The sequence below is a fragment of the Ramlibacter monticola genome (genome assembly GCF_016722785.1).
GTDB classification, from domain to species: domain Bacteria; phylum Pseudomonadota; class Gammaproteobacteria; order Burkholderiales; family Burkholderiaceae_C; genus Ramlibacter; species Ramlibacter monticola.
Window position 1 is genome coordinate 410,482 of sequence record NZ_JAEQNE010000002.1, and the last position, 23,489, is coordinate 433,970.

20 protein-coding genes and 1 pseudogene are annotated in these 23,489 nt (G+C 70.0%); 6 read left to right on the forward strand and 15 right to left on the reverse strand.

From position 1 onward, the window contains the following. Positions 1-8: 8 nt before the first annotated feature. The 10 genes from hutG to JJ685_RS09900 are packed head-to-tail and all read right to left on the reverse strand — an operon-like array spanning position 9 to position 10,809. Entirely contained in the window at positions 9-830 is an 822-nt protein-coding gene (gene hutG / locus JJ685_RS09855) for an N-formylglutamate deformylase (RefSeq protein WP_201674073.1), read from the reverse strand. Then, the gene (locus JJ685_RS09860; protein ID WP_201674074.1) at positions 827-2,218 is read right to left on the reverse strand and encodes a formimidoylglutamate deiminase; all 1,392 of its coding nucleotides are present in this window, start codon (positions 2,216-2,218) and stop codon (positions 827-829) included. The genes hutG and JJ685_RS09860 overlap by 4 nt, the downstream gene beginning before the upstream one ends. Next, on the reverse strand, positions 2,215-3,432 hold the full coding sequence (gene hutI, locus JJ685_RS09865; RefSeq protein ID WP_201674075.1) for an imidazolonepropionase: 1,218 nt from the start codon (positions 3,430-3,432) through the stop codon (positions 2,215-2,217). The genes JJ685_RS09860 and hutI overlap by 4 nt, the downstream gene beginning before the upstream one ends. A gap of 10 nt (positions 3,433-3,442) precedes the next feature. Continuing rightward, positions 3,443-4,042, reverse strand: a complete 600-nt coding sequence (locus tag JJ685_RS09870) for a HutD/Ves family protein (RefSeq protein WP_201674076.1) — start codon at positions 4,040-4,042, stop codon at positions 3,443-3,445. Continuing rightward, on the reverse strand, positions 4,043-5,767 hold the full coding sequence (hutU, locus tag JJ685_RS09875) for a urocanate hydratase (protein ID WP_201674077.1): 1,725 nt from the start codon (positions 5,765-5,767) through the stop codon (positions 4,043-4,045). It lies immediately after the preceding gene. Between the two features lie 20 nt (positions 5,768-5,787). Then, positions 5,788-7,341 carry a histidine ammonia-lyase gene (hutH, locus tag JJ685_RS09880; protein WP_201674078.1) on the reverse strand — a complete coding sequence of 518 codons (1,554 nt, stop codon included), beginning with the start codon at positions 7,339-7,341 and terminating at the stop codon, positions 5,788-5,790. 52 nt (positions 7,342-7,393) lie between these two features. Beyond that, positions 7,394-8,185: a histidine utilization repressor gene (gene hutC, locus JJ685_RS09885; RefSeq protein WP_201674079.1), complete on the reverse strand. Its 792-nt coding sequence runs from the start codon at positions 8,183-8,185 to the stop codon at positions 7,394-7,396. A 7-nt stretch (positions 8,186-8,192) separates the two neighbouring features. Continuing rightward, the gene (locus tag JJ685_RS09890; RefSeq protein ID WP_201674080.1) at positions 8,193-8,975 is read right to left on the reverse strand and encodes an ABC transporter ATP-binding protein; all 783 of its coding nucleotides are present in this window, start codon (positions 8,973-8,975) and stop codon (positions 8,193-8,195) included. Further along, the gene (locus tag JJ685_RS09895) at positions 8,972-9,823 is read right to left on the reverse strand and encodes an ABC transporter permease (RefSeq protein WP_236598861.1); all 852 of its coding nucleotides are present in this window, start codon (positions 9,821-9,823) and stop codon (positions 8,972-8,974) included. Before JJ685_RS09895 ends, JJ685_RS09890 begins: the two co-directional genes overlap by 4 nt. Positions 9,824-9,843: 20 nt before the next feature. Beyond that, entirely contained in the window at positions 9,844-10,809 is a 966-nt protein-coding gene (locus tag JJ685_RS09900; RefSeq protein WP_201674082.1) for an ABC transporter substrate-binding protein, read from the reverse strand. A 352-nt stretch (positions 10,810-11,161) separates the two neighbouring features. Between JJ685_RS09900 and JJ685_RS09905 the strand changes: the two genes are divergently transcribed. After that, positions 11,162-12,001, forward strand: coding sequence for a transporter (locus tag JJ685_RS09905; RefSeq protein WP_201674083.1), 840 nt, complete (start codon positions 11,162-11,164; stop codon positions 11,999-12,001). A 30-nt stretch (positions 12,002-12,031) separates the two neighbouring features. On the opposite strand, the gene JJ685_RS09910 is transcribed toward JJ685_RS09905, so the two are convergent. From JJ685_RS09910 to JJ685_RS09920, 4 genes are read right to left on the reverse strand one after another with little or no spacing between them, the layout of a single operon-like run. Beyond that, positions 12,032-12,697, reverse strand: coding sequence for a DsbA family protein (locus JJ685_RS09910; RefSeq protein ID WP_201674084.1), 666 nt, complete (start codon positions 12,695-12,697; stop codon positions 12,032-12,034). Next, a complete protein-coding gene (locus tag JJ685_RS09915) occupies positions 12,694-13,164 on the reverse strand; it encodes a disulfide bond formation protein B (protein WP_236598862.1) in 471 nt (156 codons plus the stop codon). The genes JJ685_RS09910 and JJ685_RS09915 overlap by 4 nt, the downstream gene beginning before the upstream one ends. A 44-nt stretch (positions 13,165-13,208) precedes the next feature. Beyond that, on the reverse strand, positions 13,209-13,442 hold the full coding sequence (locus tag JJ685_RS29755) for a GDCCVxC domain-containing (seleno)protein (protein ID WP_236598863.1): 234 nt from the start codon (positions 13,440-13,442) through the stop codon (positions 13,209-13,211). A gap of 5 nt (positions 13,443-13,447) precedes the next feature. Continuing rightward, positions 13,448-14,227, reverse strand: a complete 780-nt coding sequence (locus JJ685_RS09920) for an FCD domain-containing protein (protein WP_330901741.1) — start codon at positions 14,225-14,227, stop codon at positions 13,448-13,450. A 227-nt stretch (positions 14,228-14,454) separates the two neighbouring features. Between JJ685_RS09920 and JJ685_RS09925 the strand changes: the two genes are divergently transcribed. From JJ685_RS09925 to JJ685_RS09945, 5 genes and pseudogenes are all read left to right on the forward strand, one after another. Then, positions 14,455-17,226, forward strand: a complete 2,772-nt coding sequence (locus JJ685_RS09925; RefSeq protein WP_201674086.1) for an FAD-binding and (Fe-S)-binding domain-containing protein — start codon at positions 14,455-14,457, stop codon at positions 17,224-17,226. A gap of 44 nt (positions 17,227-17,270) precedes the next feature. After that, positions 17,271-18,914 (forward strand): annotated as a pseudogene (gene lldP / locus JJ685_RS09930) (L-lactate permease); the annotation flags it as partial. A gap of 121 nt (positions 18,915-19,035) precedes the next feature. Beyond that, entirely contained in the window at positions 19,036-19,827 is a 792-nt protein-coding gene (locus JJ685_RS09935) for a (Fe-S)-binding protein (RefSeq protein ID WP_201674088.1), read from the forward strand. Positions 19,828-19,843: 16 nt separating this feature from the next. After that, the gene (locus JJ685_RS09940; RefSeq protein WP_201674089.1) at positions 19,844-20,560 is read left to right on the forward strand and encodes a LutC/YkgG family protein; all 717 of its coding nucleotides are present in this window, start codon (positions 19,844-19,846) and stop codon (positions 20,558-20,560) included. Next, positions 20,557-22,029: a LutB/LldF family L-lactate oxidation iron-sulfur protein gene (locus tag JJ685_RS09945; protein ID WP_201674090.1), complete on the forward strand. Its 1,473-nt coding sequence runs from the start codon at positions 20,557-20,559 to the stop codon at positions 22,027-22,029. Before JJ685_RS09940 ends, JJ685_RS09945 begins: the two co-directional genes overlap by 4 nt. An 18-nt stretch (positions 22,030-22,047) precedes the next feature. On the opposite strand, the gene JJ685_RS09950 is transcribed toward JJ685_RS09945, so the two are convergent. Further along, positions 22,048-23,427 (reverse strand): TAXI family TRAP transporter solute-binding subunit, encoded by a 1,380-nt coding sequence (locus JJ685_RS09950; RefSeq protein ID WP_201674091.1) that lies wholly within the window; start codon positions 23,425-23,427, stop codon positions 22,048-22,050. Positions 23,428-23,489 lie beyond the last annotated feature (62 nt).

The window sequence follows — 23,489 nt, forward strand, 5'->3', positions numbered from 1 at the left end:
GCGCCCCCTCAGGAAGGGGCCCTTGGCGCGAAGTACAGCATGGCCCGCAACATGCGTTGCAGATGCGGCTCGACCCGCATCGCAAGCTCCGGGAGGTAGGTGAACGGCGGCGCCTCCTGCATGTAGCTGCACTGCGTCATCTCCAGTTGCACCGCGTGCACGCCTTCATGCGGTCGACCGTAGTGGCGCGTGATGTAGCCGCCCGTGAAGCGGCCGTTCAGCACGCTCGTGAAGCCGGAAGCGTCGCGCGCGATCTCCAGCAGGCTTTGCGCGAGTGCCGGATCGCAGCTCGTGCCCTTGCCCGTGCCCAGGTTCAGGTCCGGCAGCCGGCCGTCGAAGAAGCGCGGCAGCACGGAGCGGATCGAGTGCGCGTCCCACAGCATGGCCACGCCGTGCTCCGCCTTCAGGCGCGCGAGCTCCTGCCGCAGGCACGCGTGATAGGGTTCCCAGACAGCTTCGCGGCGCGCGGCGATCTCGCTTTCGCCGGGCTGGTCGGCCGGGTCGGCGTAGATGGGCGTGGCGTCGAAGGTGTCGATCGGGCACAGGCCGGTGACGCTCTGGCCCGGATACAGGCTCGCGCCGTCGGGCGGCCGGTTCAGGTCGATCACGTAGCGCGAGTGCGTGGCCACCAGGACCGAGGCCCCGAGCTGTTCGGCGAAGGCATACAGCCGTTCGAGGTGCCAGTCGGTGTCGGGCACCTGCCGCGCCTCGCCCGTGAAGCGGGCGGCCAAGGCAGGCGGCACGTGCGTGCCGACATGCGGCATCGAGACCAGCAAGGGCTGCGTGCCCTGGCGGAGGCGGAATGGCGATTCGGTGGTGGCGAAGCTCAAGGGCGCTCCTGCAAGAGTTGATGGCGCGCGGAAACCAGGCCCTCGACCGCGCGAGCTTGCGCCTCGTGGCGACCCGAGCGCACGCGCAGCCGGCCGCCGACATGAACGCCGTGGATCGCGTTCGACCGGTGGCTGGCGAAGACGTGGGACGAGAGCATGTCCTCCGCGCCCAGGCCCTCCAGGGCCGGGTGCCGGGCATCCAGCGTGACCAGGTCGGCCTGGTGCCCGACCGCCAGCCCGCCCACCGCGCGACCCGCGGCCTGCGCGCCCCCGCGCACGGCGGCGAGCAGCAGGGCCGTGGCCACGTGCGGGTGTGCCTGCGTGGCCATCACGTTGCGCCTGCGGGTGGCCAGGCGCTGCCCGTATTCGAACAGCATCAGCTCCTCGGCCGCGTTGACGCAGACGTGGCTGTCCGAGCCGATGCCCCAGGCCCCGCCCGCCGCCTGCCAGGCGGGGCCGTCGAAGACGCCGTCGCCGAGGTTGGCTTCGGTGCTCGGGCACAGGCCGGCCACCGCGCCGCTGGCGGCGGCGCGCCGGTATTCCCCGGCGTCCATGTGCGTGGCATGCACCAGGCACCACCGCGCATCCACCGGCGCGTGGTCCAGCAGCCACGCCACGGGACGCTGGCCCGAATGGGCGAGGCAGTCCTCGACCTCCTGCATCTGTTCGGCGATGTGGATGTGCACCGGTGCGGTGGCATCCTGCGCCGCCAGGCCGGCCAGCACTTCGCGCAGTGCATCGGGCGGCACGGCGCGCAGGGAATGGGGCGCCAGGCCCAGTCGCGCACCCTGCGCTGCACACACGGGGCGCAGGCGCTCCAGCAGGCGCAGCATGTCGTCGGTGGAGCGGATGAAGCGGCGCTGCCCTTCCCCCGGCGGCTGGCCGCCGAACCCGCTGCTCTGATAGAGCACGGGCAGGAGCGTCAGGCCGATGCCGGCCGCCGCGGCGGCGCGCAGCAGCGCCAGCGCCATCTCGGCGTCGTCGGCATACGGCACGCCGCCCGCGTCGTGGTGCACGTAGTGGAACTCGCAGACGCTGGTGTACCCGGCCTCCAGCATCTCCACGTACAGGCCGAAGGCAATGGCCTCCAGGCTGGCGGGCGTCAGCCGCGCGGCGAAGCGGTACATCAAGGTGCGCCAGCTCCAGAAGCTGTCCTGGGCCTGGCCGCGGAATTCCGCCAGGCCCGCCATGCCGCGCTGGAAGGCGTGCGAATGCAGGTTCGGCAGTCCCGGGAGGACGGGGCCCGCGGCAATCTGAGAGCCGCTGTCCGGCGTGGCGTCGACCTGCACCTGGGTGAAGCGGCCGGCGCCGTCCCATTGCAGCAGCACGTTGCGCGCCCAGCCGGTCGGCAGCAGCGCATCGCGGGCGAACAGGGCATGGGTGTTCATGGGCTTCCTTCGGCGATGCGGCCCTGCCGCACCACGCAGCGCACCGGCCGCTGGCCGAACCAGTAGGCCAGTTCCGCGGGTTCCTGCACGTTCCACAGCACGAAGTTCGCGGCCCGGCCCACCGCCAGCTTGCCATGGCTGTCCTGCAGGCCGAGCGCGCACGCGGCGTGGGTCGTGACGCCGGCGATGGCCTCCGGCACGGTGAGCCGGAACAGCGTGCAGGCCATGTTGACCATCAGCAGGAGGCTCAGCGCGGGCGACGAGCCCGGGTTGTGGTCCGTGGCGACGGCGAGGGGCACGCCGGCGGCACGCAGGCCTTCGATGGGCGGCAGGTGCGTGTCGCGCAAGGTGTAGTACGCGCCAGGCAGCAACACGGCGACGGTGCCGGCGCGGGCCATGGCGGCGATGCCGGCGGGCGACAGGTGTTCGATGTGGTCGCACGACAGCGCATGAAAGCGCGCCGCGAGCTGGGCGCCGCCCATGTCCGACAACTGCTCGGCGTGCAGCTTGACCGGCAGGCCCAGCGCCTGCGCAGCCTGGAACACCCGTTCCGTCTCCTCCAGCGAGAAGGCGATCCGCTCGCAGAACACGTCGACCGCGTCGACCAGGCCTTCGGCGTGCAGCGCGGGCAGCATCTCCCGGCAGACCAGGTCGATGTAGTCCCGGCTGCGACCCGCGTACTCGGGCGGCAAGGCATGCGCGCCCAGGAAGGTGCTGCGCACGGTGACCCCGTGCGCCTGGGCGAGCCGGCGCGCGACGCGCAGCTGCTTGCGCTCGTGGGCCAGCGCCAGCCCGTAGCCGGACTTGACCTCGATGGCGCAGACGCCTTCGGCCAGCAGGCTGCGCAGCCGCGCGGAGGCGCTGTCGAACAGGGCTTCCTCGCTGGCCTCGCGCGTGGCGCGGACCGTGGAAAGGATGCCGCCCCCTGCCCTGGCCAGTTCCTCGTAACTGGCGCCCGCGAGCCGCAGGGCGAATTCGTTCGCGCGATGGCCGCCGTAGACCAGGTGGGTGTGGCAATCCACCAGGCCGGGCGTGACGAGCGCGCCCTGCCCGTCGTGGCGCGGGCCGTTGGCATGGGCCGGCGGCACGCCGTCGGGCGCACCGATCCACGCGATCCGGCCTTGGTCGACCGCGATGGCGCAGGCGGTCCCCTCCGGGCTGCGCAGGCCGGTCCAGAGGCCGTCGGCCAGGGGCAGTTCGTCGAAAGCCGGCATGGGGACTCTCCTAGCGGGTGGGGGTATCGCTGGCTGCAGCCGGCTGCCACTGCACGGCCAGGAGCGCGCCATCGGCCTCCTCGCAGGCCACCGACCAGGCGCAATCGGCGTCGGCCCACCAGAGGCCCTGCCCGGCGCGCAGGACATGGTCGCTGCCCTGCATCGCCGTGGTCGACCAATCGCCCCGCCAGGCCAGCAACAAGCCGTGGGGAGCCACCGGCAGCTCGCTGGCCCCGCGCAGCACGCGGACCTGCGGCCGCACTCGGCCGCGCCGGCTCATGACGTTGAAGTCGCGCGACGCGCCGCCCAGCAGCCTGCAGTCGACGGCGCCGTCGCCCGCGAAGGCGAACGGTTCCAGCGGTGCGGCCAGGCGGTGGGCCACGCCCTCGCCTTGCAGCTGCACGCCCTCGCCTTCGAGCAAGGTGATGCTGCGATCGACGCCGGGAAACACGGAGAAGGGTCCGCTCGCGGCGATCGTGGCGATCGACACGCGCCAATCGAAGTCCTCGATGCCCGCGGCGGCCGGCCAGCGCGCCACCTCGAGGGTGCTGCCGCCGCCGTTCTTCCACGGCGTGGCCGGCAGCGCGGAGACATCGAAGCGCCGCACCACCTACTTCACCATCGGCAGCTTGAGGCCGAACTTCTTCGCCGTCGCGACCGCCAGCTCGTAGCCCGCGTCGGCGTGGCGCATGACGCCGGAGCCGCAGTCGTTCACCAGCACGCGGGCCAGGCGCAGGTCGGCGGCCTCGGTGCCGTCGCAGACGATGACCATGCCCGCATGCTGCGAATAGCCCATGCCCACGCCGCCGCCATGATGCAGGCTGACCCAGGTCGCACCCCCGGCGGTATTGAGCAGCGCATTGAGCAGCGGCCAGTCGGACACCGCGTCGGTGCCGTCGCGCATGCCTTCCGTTTCGCGGTTCGGGCTGGCCACCGAGCCGGTGTCCAGGTGGTCGCGGCCGATCACGATCGGCGCCTTCAGTTCGCCCTTGCGCACCATCTCGTTGAAGGCGAGTCCCGCCAGGTGCCGCTCGCCCAGGCCCAGCCAGCAGATGCGCGCGGGCAGGCCCTGGAAGCTGATGCGCTCGCGGGCCATGTCGAGCCAGCGGTGGGTTTGCTTGTTGGCGGGGAACAGTTCCTTGATCTTCGCGTCCGTCTTGTAGATGTCCTCCGGATCCCCCGACAGCGCGACCCACCGGAACGGACCCTTGCCCTCGCAGAACAGCGGCCGGATGTACGCCGGCACGAAGCCGGGGAAGTCGAAGGCGTTCTTCACGCCTTCATCGAACGCGACCTGGCGGATGTTGTTGCCGTAATCCACCGTGGGAATGCCCATGGCCTGGAAGTCCAGCATGGCCTGCACGTGCACCGCGCAGCTCCTGGCCGCGGCGGCTTTCAGCGCGGCGTGCTGCGCCGGATCGGCCATGGCGGCCTTCCACCGCGCCACGTCCCAGCCGGAAGGCAGGTAGCCGTGGATCAGGTCGTGCGCGGACGTCTGGTCCGTCACCAGGTCTGGCCGGAGCCCGCCGGCTTTCGCCCGCTTCACGAGCTCGGGCAGCACTTCCGCGGCGTTGCCGCGCAGCGCGATGGAGATCGCCTCCTTCGCGGCCGTGTGCTGCCGAAGCAGTTCCAGCGCATGGTCGATGTCCCTGGCCTGCTTGTCGACGTAGCGGGTGCGCAGGCGGAAATCGATGGAGCTCTGCTGGCATTCGACGGTCAGCGAGCAGGCGCCGGCCAGCGTGGCCGCCAGCGGCTGCGCGCCACCCATTCCGCCCAGGCCCGCCGTCAGGATCCACTTGCCGGAGAGGTCATTGGCGTAGTGCTGGCGGCCGGCCTCGACGAAGGTTTCGTAGGTTCCCTGCACGATGCCCTGGCTGCCGATGTAGATCCAGCTACCGGCCGTCATCTGGCCGTACATGAACAGGCCCTTGCGATCCAGTTCGTTGAAGTGGTCCCAGTTGGCCCAGCGCGGCACGAGGTTGGAGTTGGCGAGCAGCACGCGCGGCGCGTCGGGATGCGTCTTGAACACGCCGACCGGCTTGCCGGACTGCACCAGCAGGGTCTCGTCGGCTTCGAGCTCCTTGAGCGAGGCCAGGATCTGGTCGAAGCACTCCCAGTTGCGGGCAGCCCGCCCGATGCCGCCGTAGACCACCAGGTCTTCGGGGCGCTCGGCCACGTCGGGGCTGAGGTTGTTCTGGATCATGCGGAACGGCGCTTCGGTCAGCCAGCTCTTGCAGGACAGGGTGGTGCCGGTGGGCGCCGAGATGCGGCGGCTGGCATCGTGGCGCGGATCGGCGGAGACCGGGGCGTCGAGGAATTTGTCGGTTGCGTTCATGGGGTTCTCCTTCGAGGCGTTCAGGCGTGGCTGGGCAGCATGGGGGTGACGGCGGCAGGCCAGGGACGGCCTTGGGCGCCCAGCGCCCATTGGCGCATGGACTCGACGTCGGGGGCGAGATAGCGGTCCTGGTGGAGGAAGGCGACGCGCTCGCGGATCGCGGCGAGTTCGGCCTCCACGGGTGGACTGCTCTCGAGTTCGCGTTTCAGCTCGATGCCCTGGCAGGCCGCCATCGCCTCGATGCCCACCACGACCGCCGTGTTGTCCACCATGTCCGACAGCCGCCTTGCCGCGAACGTGGCCATGGAGACGTGGTCTTCCTGGTTGGCCGAGGTCGGCAGGCTGTCGACGCTGGCGGGGTGGGCCAGCGACTTGTTTTCGGAGGCCAGCGCCGCAGCGGTGACCTGGGCAATCATGAAGCCGGAGTTCACGCCGCCATCGCGCACGAGGAAGGGCGGCAGCCCGGAGAGGCTCGAGTCCAGCAGCAGCGCCATCCGGCGCTCGGAGATGGCACCGACCTCGGCGACGGCCAGCGCGATGATGTCAGCCGCGAAGGCCACGGGCTCCGCGTGGAAGTTGCCGCCGGAGATGACTTCGCCCGTGTCCGCGAACACCAGGGGGTTATCCGATGCGGCGTTCGCTTCGATGCGCAGCACGCGGGCCGCATGCTGCAGGTTGTCCAGGCAAGCCCCCATGACCTGGGGAATGCATCGGATCGAGTAAGGGTCCTGCACGCGACCGCAGCCGGCATGGCTGGGGACGATCTCGCTGCCCTCCAGCAGCGCGCGCATCGCGGCGGCCACGGAGATCTGCCCCGATTGGCCGCGTGCGTCATGGATGCGCGCATCGAACGGCCTGACCGAGCCGCGGACCGCTTCCAGCGAAAGCGCGCCGGCCATCATGGCCGCGGCGAACACGTTCTCGGCGCCGAACAATCCGGCCAGCGCGAGGGCGGTCGACACCTGGGTTCCGTTCAGCAGCGCCAGGCCCTCCTTGGGTCCCAGGACGAAGGGCGAAAGCCCGATGGACCGCAGGGCTTCGGCCCCCGGCACGACACGGCCGTCCGCGAGCTGCGCTTCCCCCTCGCCGATCAGGACGCAGGCCAGGTGCGCCAGCGGTGCCAGGTCGCCCGAGGCCCCGACCGAGCCCTTGGCAGGGATGCGTGGAAGCACGCCGGCATTGAACAGCGCCAGGAGCGCGTCCACGATTTCGGCCCGCACGCCGGAATGACCGCGCGCCAGGCTCACGGCCTTGGTCGCCAGCACCAGGCGCACCACGCCGTCCGGCAGCGGCGCCCCCGTGCCGACGGCGTGGGACAGGACCAGGTTGCGCTGCAGTTCGGCCAGGCGCTGCACCGGAATCACCGTCTGCGCGAGCTTGCCGAATCCGGTGTTGATGCCATAAGCCACGAGACCCGCATCGAGGATGGACTGCACGGCGGCATGCGCGGCGGCGAGACCTTCGCGGGCCGATCCGGCCAGTGCCAGGCGGACGTCGCCGGCAAAGACGCGGCGCAGCTGCGCGAGGTCCACGTCGCCGGGGGAGAGCTTCAGGGTTTCGGGCTGGACACTCATACGATCATGTCTATACAGGAGGGATTCGAAAAAGGCCGACCGGCGTCGGCAGTTACCCGAGACTCTGGTTGCCGTCCGTGCGCACCCGGCTGCCCAGGCGATAACGCGCAGCGGGATGCAGGCAGCGCACCAGCGTGACGGTCTGGCCGCGGATCCAGGTCCGGCGCGTCAGCAGCAGGCAGGGGTCGGCCCGGTCCATGGCCAGGCGATCGGCTTGCTCCGGCGTGGGAAGCACCGCATCGACGAGATGCTCGATCTGGTCGAACGGCACGTTGCGCACCAGGTATTCGCTGGGCGTGGAGACCGAGAAGTCCTGCTCCAGGAAGGCCGGAACGATCCGCGGATTGACGTAGCGATCTTCCAGTTGCACGGGCAGTCCGTCTTCCAGGTGCAGGCAGACGCAGTGGAACAGCGACTCGCCCATGCGCACGTCCATCCACGCGGCCACGTCGGGCGAAGCCGAGACGCGCTCCGACACGAGAAGCCGGAAACCGTAGTCGTGGCCGCGACCGCGGATCTCGCTGGCGATGTTGGAGATGTTCAGCAGCGTCGACTGCGGCTTTTCTTCCGCCACGAAGCTGCCGACGCCCGCCACGCGCACGATGCGGCCCTGGTCCACCAGTTCGCGCAGCGCCCGGTTGGCCGTCATGCGCGAGATGCCGAACTGGGCCACGAGCTCGTGCTCGGAGGGCAGGCGGTGCCCCGCCGGCCATTCGCCGCTCTGGATGCGGCGCGTGATGTGCTCCTTGACCTGCTCGTACAGGGCCAGCGACGGCTCGGAGGCCGGCGCGGCCGCGTCGGCTCGCCCATGCACGCGGCGGGAGCTGGAGGCACGGGATTTCATAGAGGCTTCAATGCTCCGCGGCCGCCATGGACTCGGCGCGGATCTCCTCCGTGAGGCGGGCCTTGAGTTCCATGAATTCGGGCGTGGTCTTGACGGTGTAGTGCCGGGGGTGCGGCAGGTCGACGGCGATCTCGCTCTTGATCCGCCCGGGCCGCGCGCTGAACACCGCCACGCGGTTGGCCATGAAGATGGCCTCGTCGATGTCGTGCGTCACGAACAGGACGGTCTTCTGTTCGGCCTCCCAGATCCCCAGCAGCAGCTCCTGCATCTGGACGCGCGTCTGGTTGTCGAGGGCACCGAAAGGTTCGTCCATCAGCAGGATCTTGGGGTCGTTGGCCAGCGCCCGCGCGATCGCGGTGCGCTGCTGCATGCCGCCGGACAGCTGCTTGGGATAGTGCTGCTCGAACCCGCGCAGGCCGACTTTCGCGATGAAGTAGTCGACCCGCTCCCTCTGCAGGGACTCGGGCACGCCCCGTTCGCGCAGGCCGAAGCGGATGTTCTGCTCGATGTTCAGCCACGGGAACAGCGTGTAGCTCTGGAACACCATGCCGCGGTCGGCTCCGGGCCCTTCGATGGCCTGGCCGTCCAGCAGCACCTGCCCGCCGGTGGGAGCGTCCAGGCCCGCCACGATCCGCAGCAGCGTGGACTTCCCGCAGCCCGAGGGCCCGAGGATGGTGACGAAGTCGTTCCTGCGGACTTCGAAATCCACCGGCAGCAGCGCCTGGGTGGACTTCCCGCCGGGGCTCTCGAAGGTCCGCGAGACCCCCTGGATGGACAGTTGCTTGCTCATAGGGAAGCCCACGCGAACAACTTCCTGTTGATCGCCTTGAAGATGAAATCGGAGACCAGCCCGATCAGGCCGATGACGATGATGCCGAAGATGATCTGGCCCGTGTTCAGCAGCGCCTGACTGTCGGTGATCATGTGGCCGATCCCGGAGGACGACCCGATCAGTTCGGCCACGATCACGTAGGTCCAGGCCCAACCCAGCACCAGGCGAAGCGTCTCGGCGATGCCCGGCGCGGCGCCCGGGATCAGCACCCGGCGCACGATCCCGCGGCTGTCGGCGCCGAGCGTGTACGCAGCCTCGACCAGGTCCTTGCGGGCCCCGCCCACCGTCACGGCCACCATCAGGATGATCTGGAACACCGAACCGATGAAGATCACCAGCAGCTTCTGCATCTCGCCGATGCCGGCCCACAGGATCAGCAAGGGGATGAAGGCCGACGCCGGCAGGTAGCGGCAGAACGAGACGAAGGGCTCCAGGAAGGCCTCGACCGGCTTGTAGGCGCCCATGGCGATGCCCAATGGCAGGGCGATGGCGGCCGCCAGCAGGAAGCCACCGACCACGCGCCAGACCGTCATCCCGATGTCGCGCAGGAAGCCGTACTCGGTGAACAGCTTCCAAGCTTCCTGCACCATCGTGATGGGGCTGGCCAGGAAGGTCGGCGAAACGTAGCCTCCGAGCGTAAAAGCCGCCCAGACCGCCACGAACAGCACGAAGAAGCCGAACCCCAGCGCCCACCGGGCGGCGGGGCCCACGGGCTCCAGCGGCACCATGCCGCGGGACCGGCGCACCGGCGCCGCGGTGACGGCCGCGGACAGCGCGGTGGGAAGGACGCGGGTTTCACTTGCCATGGCCATGCTCGCGGACGGGGTCACTTGATGTAGCTGGCGTCGTACATGGCCGACCAGTTGTCGGGCATCTTGCGGATCACGCCCGCCTCCAGCAGGATGGCCGCGGACTGCTTCATGAAGGCCTCCAGTTCCCCGGCGAAGAACGCCTGGTTGGCGGACTTGTCCTGCCAGCGCAGGTAGCTCGAGGACCGGGCGAACGCCTCGCCCGTCTGCTTGACCGCCTCGCCCATGATCGCGTTGGACTTTGTCGTGTCCGCCTTGATCATCTCCAGCGCCTGGAAGTAGGAGTCGACCAGGGCCTTGGCGGCGGCCGGGTTGGCCTTGAGCCAGTCGGGGGCGCATCCCAGCGTGTCCTGGATGTGGGGAAGCTCCAGCGTCGTCGCCAGGATCCGGCCCGCGGCGGGATTGCTGCGCACCGTGGACAGGTAGGGCTCGTAAGTCACCGCGGCGTCGTTCTGGCCGGTCACGAAGGACTGCGCCGCCGGCTGCGGGGCCAGCGTGACGGTCTTGACGTCCTTGATGCTCATGCCGTTCTTGCTCAGCATCCAGGCCAGCGTGAAATACGACGCCGTGCCGGGCGCATCCACGGCCACGGTCTTGCCCTTGAGGTCGGCGAAGTTCCTGACCTCGTTGCGCACGGCGATGCCGTCGGCGCCATACGACTTGTCGAGTTGCACGATCTGCACGATCGGCACCCCGTTGGTGTTCCAGGCCACGTGCGTCTCCACCGTGGTCGCCGCGCACTGGATCGACTTGGAGGCCAGGGCAAGGTGCCGGTCCTTCTGCGGAATCATCTTGATCTCCACGTCCAGCCCGTTCTTCTTGAAGATGCCGGCCTTGTCGGCCAGCGTCAGCGGCGCGAAGCCGGTCCAGCCGGACATGCCGATCACGACCTTGGTCTCGGCGCTGGCGGCCTGGGCCAACGCGGCCAGGCAGGCGCCCACGGCCAGCAGCGCTGCCCGCTGGGAAAAAAGTGTCTTGGCCATGCGGCTCTCCTCGGGGGTACGAACGAAAGAAGCGGACGGGACGCACCGGCGAACTGGCCGGCGTCCCTCGTGAAACCAGGCGGAGTCTGAGCTGCTTGACCTATCCTGACTATACAGGTTTACCCACCCCTGATTTTGTCATTTGCCCACGGAGGCGTCGCCGGTGACCGGACCCGGATCGCCGTCTTCACCCTTGTTTGTCTATACAGGATGGATGGGCAAGGTGCGTCGAAAAAGCGACATCGCACCCGCCAGAGCGTTGAAGCCTGGGCCGGGCGCGACCGAATTCACAGGCCGGCGGATCTCTCGCCAGCACAATTGGTTACCACCTGCTGAGCAAGGAAGCGACTGCATGCGCCCCACCTGCCCCACCTCGCTGCGAGCGACCAGAACCGCCGTCAGTGCCCTTGCCTTCCTGGCGGCCATGACGCTCGCCGTCCCGAACGCGTGTGCCGACGACGACGACGCGCTGTCGACCGACCGGCCCGACTTCGTGGAGTCCAGCAACGTGGTGGGCAAAGGTGTCTTCCAGGTGGAGACGAGCCTCGCCTACGAGCGCGACCGCCGCAACGGTGTCGAGACCCGCACCCGCAGCACGCCGACGCTGCTGCGCTATGGCGTCTCCGAGAATTGGGAGCTGCGCATCGAATCCGACGGCCTGCTGCGCCAGACCGTCTCCGCCGCGGGCGCTTCGAGCACGGACAGCGGCACGGCCGACGCGTCGCTGAGCGCCAAGTGGCACATCCGCGACGAGGACGAAGCCAGCGGCCAGGCGGCCCTGGCCGTGATCGCGGGCGTCGATTTCGACTCGGGATCCAGGGCCTTCCGAGGAGCCGGCAAGGTGCCGTCGGTGCGGCTCGTCGCGGAATGGGACCTGCCCCAGGACGCCAGCCTGGGAGTCATGCCCGGGCTCTTCTACGGCAAGGACGACGCCAGTGGCCAACGCTACTGGGGCGGCATCCTGGCGGCGACCTACAGCCGCCCGCTCTGGGCATCGACGCGCGGATTCGTCGAGATCGCCGGCCAGGAACTGCGCAGCGCACGCCACGGCGGCAACACGGTCACCTTCGACACCGGCGTGACCTACGCGATCGATCGCGACACGCAGCTCGATTTCTCGATCAACGTCGGCCTGAACGACCGCACGCCGGACCTGGCGCTGGCCATCGGCTTCTCGCGTCGCTTTCGTTGAACCCCGCGGTCCGGGTGCGACCCTCGCGCCCTACCCTGCCTTCGCGTTCCGGGCCGCACTCAGTTCATCGCCGACCAGCTTGCGCAGCTGCTCGTAGCCGAAGGACGGCAGCGCGCGCCCGTTGACGAAGAACTCGGGCGTCATCTTCACGTTCAGCGCCCTTCCGTCCGCCACGTCCTGGGCGATCGCGGCCGCGACGTCGGGCGCCTGCATGTCCGCCTTGAGGCGCTCGACATCGAGCCCGGCGCGCGCCAGGTGCGGCCAGATCAGCTCGGGGCGGGCCTGGTGGTGCTGCACCCAATCCTGCTGCGACGCGAGCAGCGCCTCGAGGGCCTGCCAGTACTTGGCCTGCTTGCGGGCGGCCTCCAGGACCTTGACGACTTCATCCGATCCGCGATGAAGCGGGGCGTAGCGGACCGTGAGGCGGAGGTCCTCCCGGTTCTCCGCGAGCATCTTCTTGACCAGCGGGTAGAAGGCAGCGCAGGTTTCGCACGCGGGATCGAAGAACTCCACGATCTGCACGGGAGCTTCGGCCCTGCCGAGCGACATGGAATGCATGCGCACCAGCGATTCGCGGTTCTTCGCGGCGGCGGCCGCCGCCTCCCTTTCCTTCTGGCCGTCGTAGAACTGCATGGCACCGACGAAGACAGCGGCAAGGAGGACGAGGGCGGAGATGAAGAGCGTCTTCTGTTTCATGATTTCAACTTGGACCGGGCTCCGAGCAGGGCCAGCCCGATGGCGGTGAAGGACAGCAGGGACAACAGCGGAATGGTCACGAAGCCGAACCACTCGACTTCGACCTGGGAGCACGGGATGCCCTGCACGCAGGGAGACAGGCTGCGCGGGATCACGCCCTCGGTGAGGAGCACGTGGAAGAGCGCGACCAGCCATCCCGCCGCGACCAGCGGAATGGAATAGCGAACGACCTTCGGGTCCAGGGGGAAGAGACCGACTGCGAGCACCACGACGAGCGGGAACATGAAGACCCGCTGGTACCAGCACAGCACGCAAGGCGCGATGCCCACGACCTCGCTCAGGAACAGGGCCCCGAGGACGGAGGTCGCCGCGACGAGCCAGGCTGCGAAGACGAGACCCCAGGCCCCGCGCTCGCGCGGGTCCATGGCGTCCGGCGCGGACGGGACCAGGGACTCTGAAACCGACATCGCGCCATTAGAAAGGTGTCGGCCCCGTGGGCGGCTGACAGGGGTCAAGCTCCGGGCCCGGAGCAACACTTGTTTGCGCTTCCGCCCGCCTGGACCGGCGGGCACCGCACACTGCCGTACGAGCAGAACACGCAGCAATCCCCCGCCTTCGGCCGCAGGACGGTGTGGCACTGCTCGCACTCGTAGAAATACTGGCAGGCGTCGAGGCGCATCGTTTCGGTCTTCGCATGCCCGCAGTTCGGGCACGTGAGCCGCGATTGCAGGACCACCTCGCCCATCGGGCTCAGGCGCGCGCCGGCTGGGTGGCTTGGGCGCTGCGCCGCAGCGCAACCGCGCGCCGCTCTTCGGCCAGCGCGGTCTCCTCCATGCACTCGCGCACGAAATCGATGTGGGCGCGGGTGGCGCGGGCGGCGTCCTCCGGACGGCGCTCGCGGATGGCCAGCCAGATCGCACGGTGCTGCCCCTTGAGCTGGTCCCAGCGATGCGGCCGCGGGTGCAGCGCCCGCAGGTTGTCGGAGATGTGGCCGTGCGCGACCTTCATGAGGCTCGCGCACAGATGGCTGACGAGAACGTTGTGGGAGGCCTCGGCGATCGCCTGGTGGAAGCGCAGGTCGGCGTCGATGCAGTCGTCGAGTGGCGCACCGTCGTACTGCGCCTGCAGCGCCGCGTGCGCCTCGTCCAGCAGCTTGATGTCGACGTCGGTGCAGCGGTCCGCCGCCCAATAAGCCGCCTGGGATTCCAGCAGCGCGCGGAATTCGAGCATGTCGCGATGAACGTCGGGATGGCCGGCCAGCATCTGCACCCAGGGATCGGCGAAGTGGGCGTTGAGGCGGTCGGTAACCTGCGTGCCGCCCCGCTCCTGCGTGTGCAGCAGCCCCTTGGCCGCCAGCTTCTGGATCGCCTCGCGCAGCGACGGCCGAGAGACGCCGAGTTCAGAGGCCAGCTCGCGCTCGGCCGGCAGCCGGTCGCCCGGCCGCAGGGTGCCTTCGAGGATGCGCTGCTCGATCTTCGACGCGATCGCGTCGGCGAGCCGCGGGGTTCGCTGGGCGGATGTCGTGCTCACGGGGTTGGCCTCCTTGGTCTGACCAGTATAGCGCGAAGCGGCGTGCGCGCGGCCCATGGTCTGACCAGCCCCACCGGTTTGCGATAGATCAAGCGCAATACTGGTCTTACCAGTGATGCAAGTTTCGTTAAAGGTTAGCCACGAAGAATGCACACCCAGATTGGTCTGACCAACAAACAGGAGACAAGATGCGCGGCGCAGGAAGATCCCGGGACAGTGAGATCGCGTTGGCCCTGGGGGCCGAACTGCCCGCGCGGCAGGTCGTGACGGATCCCTTGCGGCGCCTCGCCTACGGCACCGACGCGAGCTTCTATCGCCTCACGCCGGAGGTGGTCGCCGTCGTCGAGTCCGAGGCCGAGGTGCAGGCCGTCCTGCGGGCCGCGCGCGCCCACGGCCGCCCGGTCACCTTCCGCGCCGCCGGCACCAGCCTGTCGGGCCAGGCCGTGACCGACGGCGTGCTCGCGCTGATCGGCGAAGGCTTCGCCACCTGCGAGATCCCGCCGGGCGCCGCCAGCGTGCATCTCGGCCCGGGCATGGTGGGCGGCGACGTCAATGCCCGCCTGGCGCCGCATGGCCGCAAGATCGGGCCCGACCCGGCCTCGATCGCCACCTGCAAGATCGGCGGCATCGCCGCCAACAACGCCTCCGGCATGTGCTGCGGCACGGCGCAGAACAGCTACCAGACGGTCGAGGCGATGCGCGTGGTGCTCGCGGACGGCGCGGTCCTGGACACGGCCGACGGCGAGAGCGTCGCCGCGTTCCGCCGCAGCCACGCCGAACTGCTGCAGGCGCTGGCGCGCATGGCGGCCGAAACCCAGGCGGACGCGGCGCTCGCGCAGCGCATCCAGCACAAGTACCGCATCAAGAACACCACCGGCTACAGCCTCAACGCCCTGGTCGATTTCAACGACCCGATCGACATCCTCGCGCACCTGATGATCGGGTCGGAGGGCACCCTCGGCTTCATCTCGCGCATCACCTACCGCACCGTGGCCGACGACCCGTGCAAGGCGAGCGCGCTCGTGTTCTTCCCCACCCTCGAACACGCCTGCCAGGCGGTGCTCGGACTGCGCCGGTTGCAGGTCAGCGCGGTGGAACTGCTGGATCGCGCGTCGCTGCGCTCGGTGCAGGACAAGCCCGGCATGCCGGCCGCGATGCGCACGCTGGGCGAAGACGCGGCGGCGCTGCTGGTCGAGGTGCGTGCGCAGACCGCTCCGGCGCTGCAACTGCGGATCGAGTCGGCGCTGGGCGTGCTCGCGCCCTTCCCCACCGTCGAAGCCGCGTCCTTCTCGACCGACCCCGCCGTCTGCGAAAGCTACTGGAAGGTGCGCAAGGGCACCTTCCCCTCCGTGGGCGCGATGCGCCGCACCGGCACCACGGTGATCATCGAGGACGTCGCGTTCCCGGTGGAGTCGCTGGCGGCGGCGACGCTCGACCTGCAGGCCGCGATGCGCCGGCACGGCTACCCCGAAGGAATCATCTTCGGCCACGCGCTGGAAGGCAACCTGCACTTCGTCTTCACGCAGGACTTCTCCGATGCCGCCGAGATCGAGCGCTATGCCCGCTTCATGGAAGACGTGTGCACGCTGGTCGTCGACGAGTACGACGGCTCGCTGAAGGCGGAACACGGCACGGGCCGCAACATGGCGCCCTTCGTCGAGCGCGAGTGGGGCCCGAAGGCGATGCAGCTGATGCGCCGCATCAAGGCGCTGTTCGACCCCGGGACGCTGCTGAACCCCGGCGTCATCCTCGACGACGACCCGCGCGCGCACCTGAAGAACCTCAAGCCCATGCCGGCGGCCGAGGCGGTCGTGGACCGCTGCATCGAGTGCGGCTTCTGCGAGCCGCTGTGCCCCTCGCACAAGCTGACCCTCTCGCCGCGCCAGCGCATCACCAGCTGGCGCGAGCGCTCGCGCCTGGCGGCGGCCGGCGAGTCCACCGCGGAGATCGACGCCTCCTTCGGCCCGCTGGGCCTGGACACCTGCGCCGCGTGCAGCCTGTGCTCCACCGCCTGCCCGGTCGGCATCGACACCGGCGATCTGGTGCGCCTGCTGCGGGACCGGCGCGCCGCGCCGGTGGAGCGCGCGCTGAACCGCTGGTCCGCGGACCACTTCGGCGCCTTCGCCAGCCTGTCGCGCATGGGCCTGCGCGTCGGCCACGCCGCCGCCCGCCTGGCCGGTGACGAACTGCTCGCGCGCGTCTCGGGCGGCGCCTGGAAGAAGCAGATGCCGCAGGCCAGCCGCCGCGTCGTCGCGCCGCGCCCGCACGCCGGCGATCCGGTGGTCTACTACCCGACCTGCAGCGGCCGCATCTTCGGCGACGGCACGCCGGGGCAGCCCTCCCTGCACGAGGTCGTCACCGAGGTGCTGACGCGGGCCGGCTACGCGGTGCGGCTGCCGGAGGGCGTCGAGCGCCTGTGCTGCGGCCAGATGCTGGCGAGCAAGGGCCGCGCGGAGGAAGCCGAAGCGATGTCCGACACGCTCGCCGACGCCCTGCTGCGCGCCGCCGACGACGGCCAGGGCGGCTACTACCCGGTGGTGATGGATGCCAGCACCTGCGCTCTGCGCATGAAGAAGCACCTCGCCGGCCGGCTGGAGGTGCTGGACTTCCACGAATTCGCGCACGACGCGCTGCTGCCGCGGCTGCGCATCCGCCGCGGCACCGCCCCGGTGGCGCTGCACGTGAACTGCAGCGTGCGCCGCTCGGCCTCCGACGAGAAACTGCGCCAAGTGCTGCGCGCCTGCACCGAGAACGTGGTGGAGCCCGGCAGCGTCACCTGCTGCGGCTTCGGCGGCGACGTCGGCTTCACGGCCCCCGAACTCAACGCGCACGCGCTGCGGCACGTGCCCGCCCAACTGCCCGAAGCCTGCTGTTCGGGCGTGTCCACGAACCGGACGTGCGAGATCGGCCTGACCGACCGCACCGGCCGGACCTACCGCTCGATCGCCTACCTGCTGGAGGAATGCAGCCGTCCCGACGCCGTCGAAGCCGCCTGCTGACCTCCCGCCCCCTTTTCCAACCCCCACCCGAGGAGACCCTCGCCATGCAAACCTGGCAGCAGATCTACGACCCGTTCGGCAACCTCTGGTTGTCGGCACTCGTCGCCGCGATCCCGATCATCTTCTTCTTCATGGCGCTGGCGATCTGGCGCATGAAGGGCTACATCGCGGGCACCATCACCGTCCTGCTGTCCCTCGGGGTGGCGGTGTTCGCCTACGGCATGCCCGCCGACATGGCGCTGGCCTCGGCCGGCTACGGCTTCTTCTACGGCCTGTGGCCGATCGCCTGGATCATCGTGACCGCGGTGTTCCTCTACAAGGTGACCGTGAAGACCGGGCAGTTCGACATCATCCGGGCTTCGGTGGTCTCGCTGACCGAGGACCAGCGGCTGCAGATGCTGCTCGTGGGCTTCTCGTTCGGCGCCTTCCTCGAGGGCGCGGCGGGCTTCGGCGCGCCGGTGGCCATCACCGCGGCATTGCTGGTGGGCCTGGGCTTCAATCCGCTCTACGCGGCCGGCCTGTGCCTGATCACCAACACCGCGCCGGTGGCGTTCGGCGCCATGGGCATCCCGATCATCGTGGCCGGCCAGGTGACCAGCCTCGATCCCTTCCACATCGGGCAGATGGCCGGGCGCCAGCTTCCGCTGCTGTCGGTCATCGTTCCCTTCTGGGTCATCGCGATGATGGACGGCTGGCGCGGCATCCGCGAGACCTATCCCGCGATCCTGGTGTGCGGCGTGTCCTTCGCCGTCACGCAGTACTTCACCGCCAACTACATCGGCCCGGAACTGCCGGACATCACTTCGGCGCTGGTCAGCCTGATCTCGCTGTCCGTGTTCCTGCGCTTCTGGAAGCCCAAGCGCATCTTCCGCTTCGAAGGCCAGGAGACCGTGGCCAAGGCGGAGAGGAAGCACTCCCTGGGTGCCGTGCTGAAGGCCTGGTCGCCGTTCGCCATCCTGACCGTGGTCGTCACGATCTGGTCGCTCAAGCCCTTCAAGGCCCTGTTCGCCAAGGGCGGCGCCCTGGCCTGGACCGTGATCACCACGCCGGTGCCGTTCCTCGACAAGCTCGCCGTCAAGATGCCGCCCATCGTGAAGGCGGCCAGCCCCTACGCCGCCTCCTACTCCTTCAACTGGCTGTCGGCCACCGGCACCGCGATCCTGATCGCCGCGATCATCAGCCTGGTGCTGCTGCGCATGCGGCCGATGGACGCGCTGCGAGCCTTCGCCGGCACGTTCAAGGAACTGGCCCTTCCGATCTACTCGATCGGCATGGTGCTGGGCTTCGCCTTCATCGCCAACTACTCCGGCCTGTCGGCCACCCTCGCCCTGCTGCTCGCCGGCACCGGCGTAGCGTTCACCTTCTTCTCGCCCTTCCTGGGCTGGCTGGGCGTGTTCCTGACCGGCTCGGACACTTCCGCCAACGCGCTGTTCTGCAACCTGCAGGCCACCACCGCGCAGCAGATCGGCGTGCCCGACACCCTGCTGGTCGCCGCCAACACCACCGGCGGCGTGACCGGCAAGATGATCTCGCCGCAATCCATCGCGGTGGCGACGGCGGCCGTGGGCCTGGTGGGCAAGGAGTCCGACCTGTTCCGCTTCACCGTCAAGCACAGCCTGATGCTGGCGACCCTGGTGGGCATCATCACGACGCTGCAGGCCTACGTCTTCCCGTGGATGATCCCCGGTCACACGGGCCAGGGCACGGCGCTGCCGGCCGCGGCTTCGTCGACGCCGCTGTGGATCGCCGCCGCCGCCATCGGCGCGGCGCTGCTGGCGATGGTGCTGCGCCGCCGGCGTGCGTGATGCCATGACCACCCGTCCCTCGACGGTGTACTTCTACTCCACCTGCGCGGTCGACCTGATGGCCCCGCAGGCGGGAGTGGATGCCATCCGCCTCCTGCAGGAGGCGGGCATCGAAGTGGTGTTCCCGCGTGCCCAGAGCTGCTGCGGCCAGCCCGCCTACAGCTCGGGGTTCTTCGACGAGGCGCGCCGCGTCGCCCAGTCCCAGCTGGCCATCTTCCCCGGGCCCTGGCCCATCGTGGTGCCGTCGGGGTCGTGCGCGGGCATGATGAAGCATCACTGGCCGAAGCTGTTCGCCGGCGATGCCGCGCTCGAAGCCCGGGCCCAGGAGGTCGCCGGACGCATCGTCGAGTGGAGCGAATTCGCGCAGGCGATGGGCCTCGCGCAGCCGGCTCCGGCCGCGCGGCCGGCGCCGCCGGTGAAGGTCGCGCTGCACACCTCGTGCAGCGCGCGCCGCGAGATGGGCACGCACGTGCCCGGCGAGGCGCTGCTGCAGGCGCTGCCGGACGTCGAGCTGGTGCAGCAGGCACGCGTCACCGAATGCTGCGGCTTCGGCGGCACCTTCGCGGCGCGCCATCCCGACATCTCCGGCGCGATGGTCACCGACAAGCTCGACGCCCTGCGCGACACGGGCGCCGACGTGGTGGTGAGCGCCGATTGCGGTTGCCTGCTGAACCTGCACCACGCGGCCGAGAAGCGCCGCGCGGCCGGCGAGGCGCTGCCGCGGCTGGTGCACCTGGCCAGCTTCGTGCGCGAACGGCGCGGCGCCGCGGACGCGGCGCAGCAAGTCACCGACTGAACCCGAGGCCACGATCATGTCCCTGCCCGATACCCGCGTCGCCCGCCACGCCATCTTCGCCGCGCTGCGTGGCGTTCCGGCCTCGCCGCTGCCGGCGCCCGATCTCGCGCCCTATCACGCGAGCACTTTCGGCCGCGGGCGCGTCGGTGCGCGCATCGATCCGGCGACGCTGTGCGCGCCCTTCGAAGCGGCCGCGCGCGGGTGGCGGGCGGACGTGCTCCACGCGAGCCCCGAAACCTGGCCCGCCGCCGTGCGGCAGGCGCTCGCGCAGCGCCGCTGCCGCAGCGTCGCCATCGGCGCCGCTTCGCCCTTGCAGCCCGGCCTCGAGGGCGCGCTGCAGGGCCTCGCCGTGCGGCGTTTCGAGCGTCCGCTGGAAGCGTGGAAGGGCGAACTCTTCGACGCGGTGGACGCCGCCGTGACCAGCACCGTGGCGGGCATCGCCGACACGGGCACGCTGGTGCTGCGGCCGGGACGGCACGAGCCGCGCACGCTCTCCCTCGTGCCACCGGTGCACGTCGCCGTGCTGATGGCGAGCCAGCTGCATGCCAGCCTGCCCGCGGCGATGCACGCGCTCTTTCCCGGGGACGGCCCGCCGGAGCTGCCCACCAACCTGCTGCTGGTCACCGGTCCTTCCAAGACGGCCGACATCCAGCAGGTGCTGGCCTACGGCGCGCACGGACCGAAGGAACTGGTGATCGTGCTGGTCGACGACCTGGCGGAGGCGACGCGATGAACCCGACAACCCAGGCGGCCGCGCACGGCCACGCCGCGCCCCTGCACTTCGTCGACCCGCGCCGCTTCAAGGAGAACGCGCGCGAGGCCGTCAACGACGCCCACCTGCGCGCGAGCTTCCGCAGCGCGATGGACTTCCTCCAGGCCAAGCGCGCCGCGCATTTCGGCGCGTCGGAGGTCTTCGATCCGCTGCGCCACGTCGGCGAGGCGATCCGGCGCTACAGCCTGTCGCGGCTGCCCGACCTGCTCGAGATGCTGGAGCGCAACCTGCTCGCCCGCGGGGTGCAGGTGCACTGGGCCGCGACGCCCGAGGATGCGAACGAGATCTTCCTCGCCATCGCGCGCGAGGCCGGCGCACGGCGCCTCGTCAAGGGCAAGTCGATGGTCAGCGAGGAGATCGAGCTGAACCACCGCATGGCCGAACACGGCGTGGACTGTCTCGAGTCCGACATGGGCGAGTACATCGTGCAGCTGGCCGGCGAGCGGCCCAGCCACATCATCATGCCGGCGATCCACAAGACGAAGCAGCAGATCGCCGCGCTCTTCGCCGAGCGCATCCCGGAGACGCCCTACACCGAGGACGTGGACGCGCTCATCGCCATCGGCCGCCGCGTGCTGCGCAACGAATTCCGCGATGCGAAGGTGGGCGTGTCGGGCGTCAACTTCATGGTGGCCGAAACCGGCACGCTGTGCCTCGTCGAGAACGAGGGCAATGGCCGCATGTGCACGACGGTCCCGGACGTGCACGTCGCGATCACCGGCATCGAGAAGGTCGTCGAGCACTTCGAGCATGTGCTGCCGCTGTTCAACCTGCTCACCCGCTCGGCCACCGGCCAGGCCGTCACGACGTACTTCAACGTCATCACCGGCCCGCGCCGCCCCGGCGAGCTCGATGGGCCGCGCGCGGTGCACCTGGTGCTGCTGGACAACGGCCGCACGCAGGCGTGGCGCGACGCCGACTTCCGCCCGACGCTGCAGTGCATCCGATGCGGTGCGTGCATGAACCATTGCCCCGTCTACGCGCGCATCGGCGGGCTGGCCTACGGAACGACCTACCCGGGGCCGATCGGCTCCATCATCTCGCCGCACCTGCTGGGCCTGGAGCCGACGCAGGCGCTGCCGACGGCGAGCAGCCTGTGCGGGGCGTGCGCCGAGGTGTGCCCGGTCGCCATCCCGATCCCCCAACTGCTCATGAAACTGCGCCACGCCGCCCGGCACGACGCCTTGCCCGGCCACCCGCCGCTCGCGGGCCAGGGTGCCGCGAAGGACTGGAAGGAGGCGCTGGCGTGGAAGGCGTGGGCCTGGGTCAGCCAGCGACCTGCCTGGTACCGGCTGGCCGTGCGCGTCGGACGCGCGCTGCGGGAGCTGACCCCCTCGCGCCAGGCCGGGTGGACCGCGCATCGCACGCCGCTGAAGCTGGCCAGTCGCGGGCTGCGGGAGCGGCTGCCGGAAGGCGTGCGCCGGGAGTGAGGGCCGCGGCAGCGGCGACTACGTGCTGCCGCTTCGCGCGATCCGCTCCCGCACATAGTCCACATGCTGGCGCAGCGTGTACACGCGGTCCTGCAGCTCCAGCGGGAACCTCGTTTGCGCGATCTCGCCCTCGATGCGGGCCAGCCGTTCGCTGGCCACGCGCCGCTCTTCCTCGTCCAGCGTGCGTGACGTGAACTCCCGTTCGAGGAACTTGAGCTCGCCGTAGTGGCGGAACAGGCGCGACTGCCGGCGCCAGGCGATGAGCCCCGGCAGCAGCCGCCCCAGCGGCAACAGGATCGCCGCGAGCGGCACCAGCACCAGCACCAGCCGCTGCACGTAGTTGGCCATCCAGAACGGCAGGTAACTCTGCAGGAACGGGGTCCCGTTCTTGAAATAGCGCTCGGCGTTGTCGGACAGCGCGAAGTTGGTGACGCGCGCGTTCGGAAAATCGCTTGGCAGCCGCTCCAGCAGGCCGACCGGATGGTGCACCCGCTGCGCCGCGTCCAGCAGCAGGTACGCCAGCGCGGGATGGAGATCCTCGCGCACGACGAGGTTGGTGTTGGTCGCGAGCAGCGCGATGTCGCGATGCGGCCGGTCGTGCGCCGGGTCGACCGAGCCGCGCTTGAGGCTCACCGGCTGCAGATACCCGAAGCGACGCGAGAGCCCTTCCACGTGGTCGAGCGACGCCAGCTTGATCGCGGGGTCGGCCAGCAACCGCTGCACCACCGGGGCGCCGGGGCCGGCGATGAGAATGACGGCGTCGATCTGGCGGCGCTGCAGCTTGTCGGCGGCTGCCATGCCGGTGTCGTCGGTGAGGACCGGGCCCTTGCGCGCAGCCCTGGGGCCGTCGCCCACGCCGACCTCCATGCCGTAGACCTGCAGCAGGTCGACCGCGAGCTTGAGGTTGCCGCTGCCAGGCAGGCCGGCCGCGACACGCTTGCCGGCAAGCGCTTGCAGGCCGTGCGTCACGTCGATGGTGTGCGTGAAGATCCACACCGGCTCGAACGCGACGTTCGCCAGCGCGCGCAGGGGCATCTTCTCCGGCGCCATTTCGCTCGGCTGCGGGCCGATCCCGCCCTGCACGAAGGCGACCGACACTTCGTCGTTGCGCAGCCGGTCGAGATTCTCGATGCTTCCGGCGCTGGTTCGCAGTTCGAGACGCACGCCCTTGGCCGCCAGGAGGCGCTGGTACTCCAGTCCGGCCAGGTGATAGGCGCCGTCCTCCGCCCCGGTGCTCATCACGAGCGAGCCTGGCGGCAGGGGGCTCAGGCGCCCGACGACCTGGAACAGCGCCAGCACCAGCAGCACCAGCAGGACAGCGCCTCCGCAAATCCAGAGCCACACCCGGCGGCTGTCTCCGGGCGCGCCCTTGATGCGCAGTTTCGGGAGCGGCTTCACGCGCCCATTGTGGGGACCCCATGGAAATCGCAACATTGGACCTGGGGGCATGTTCCGCGCCA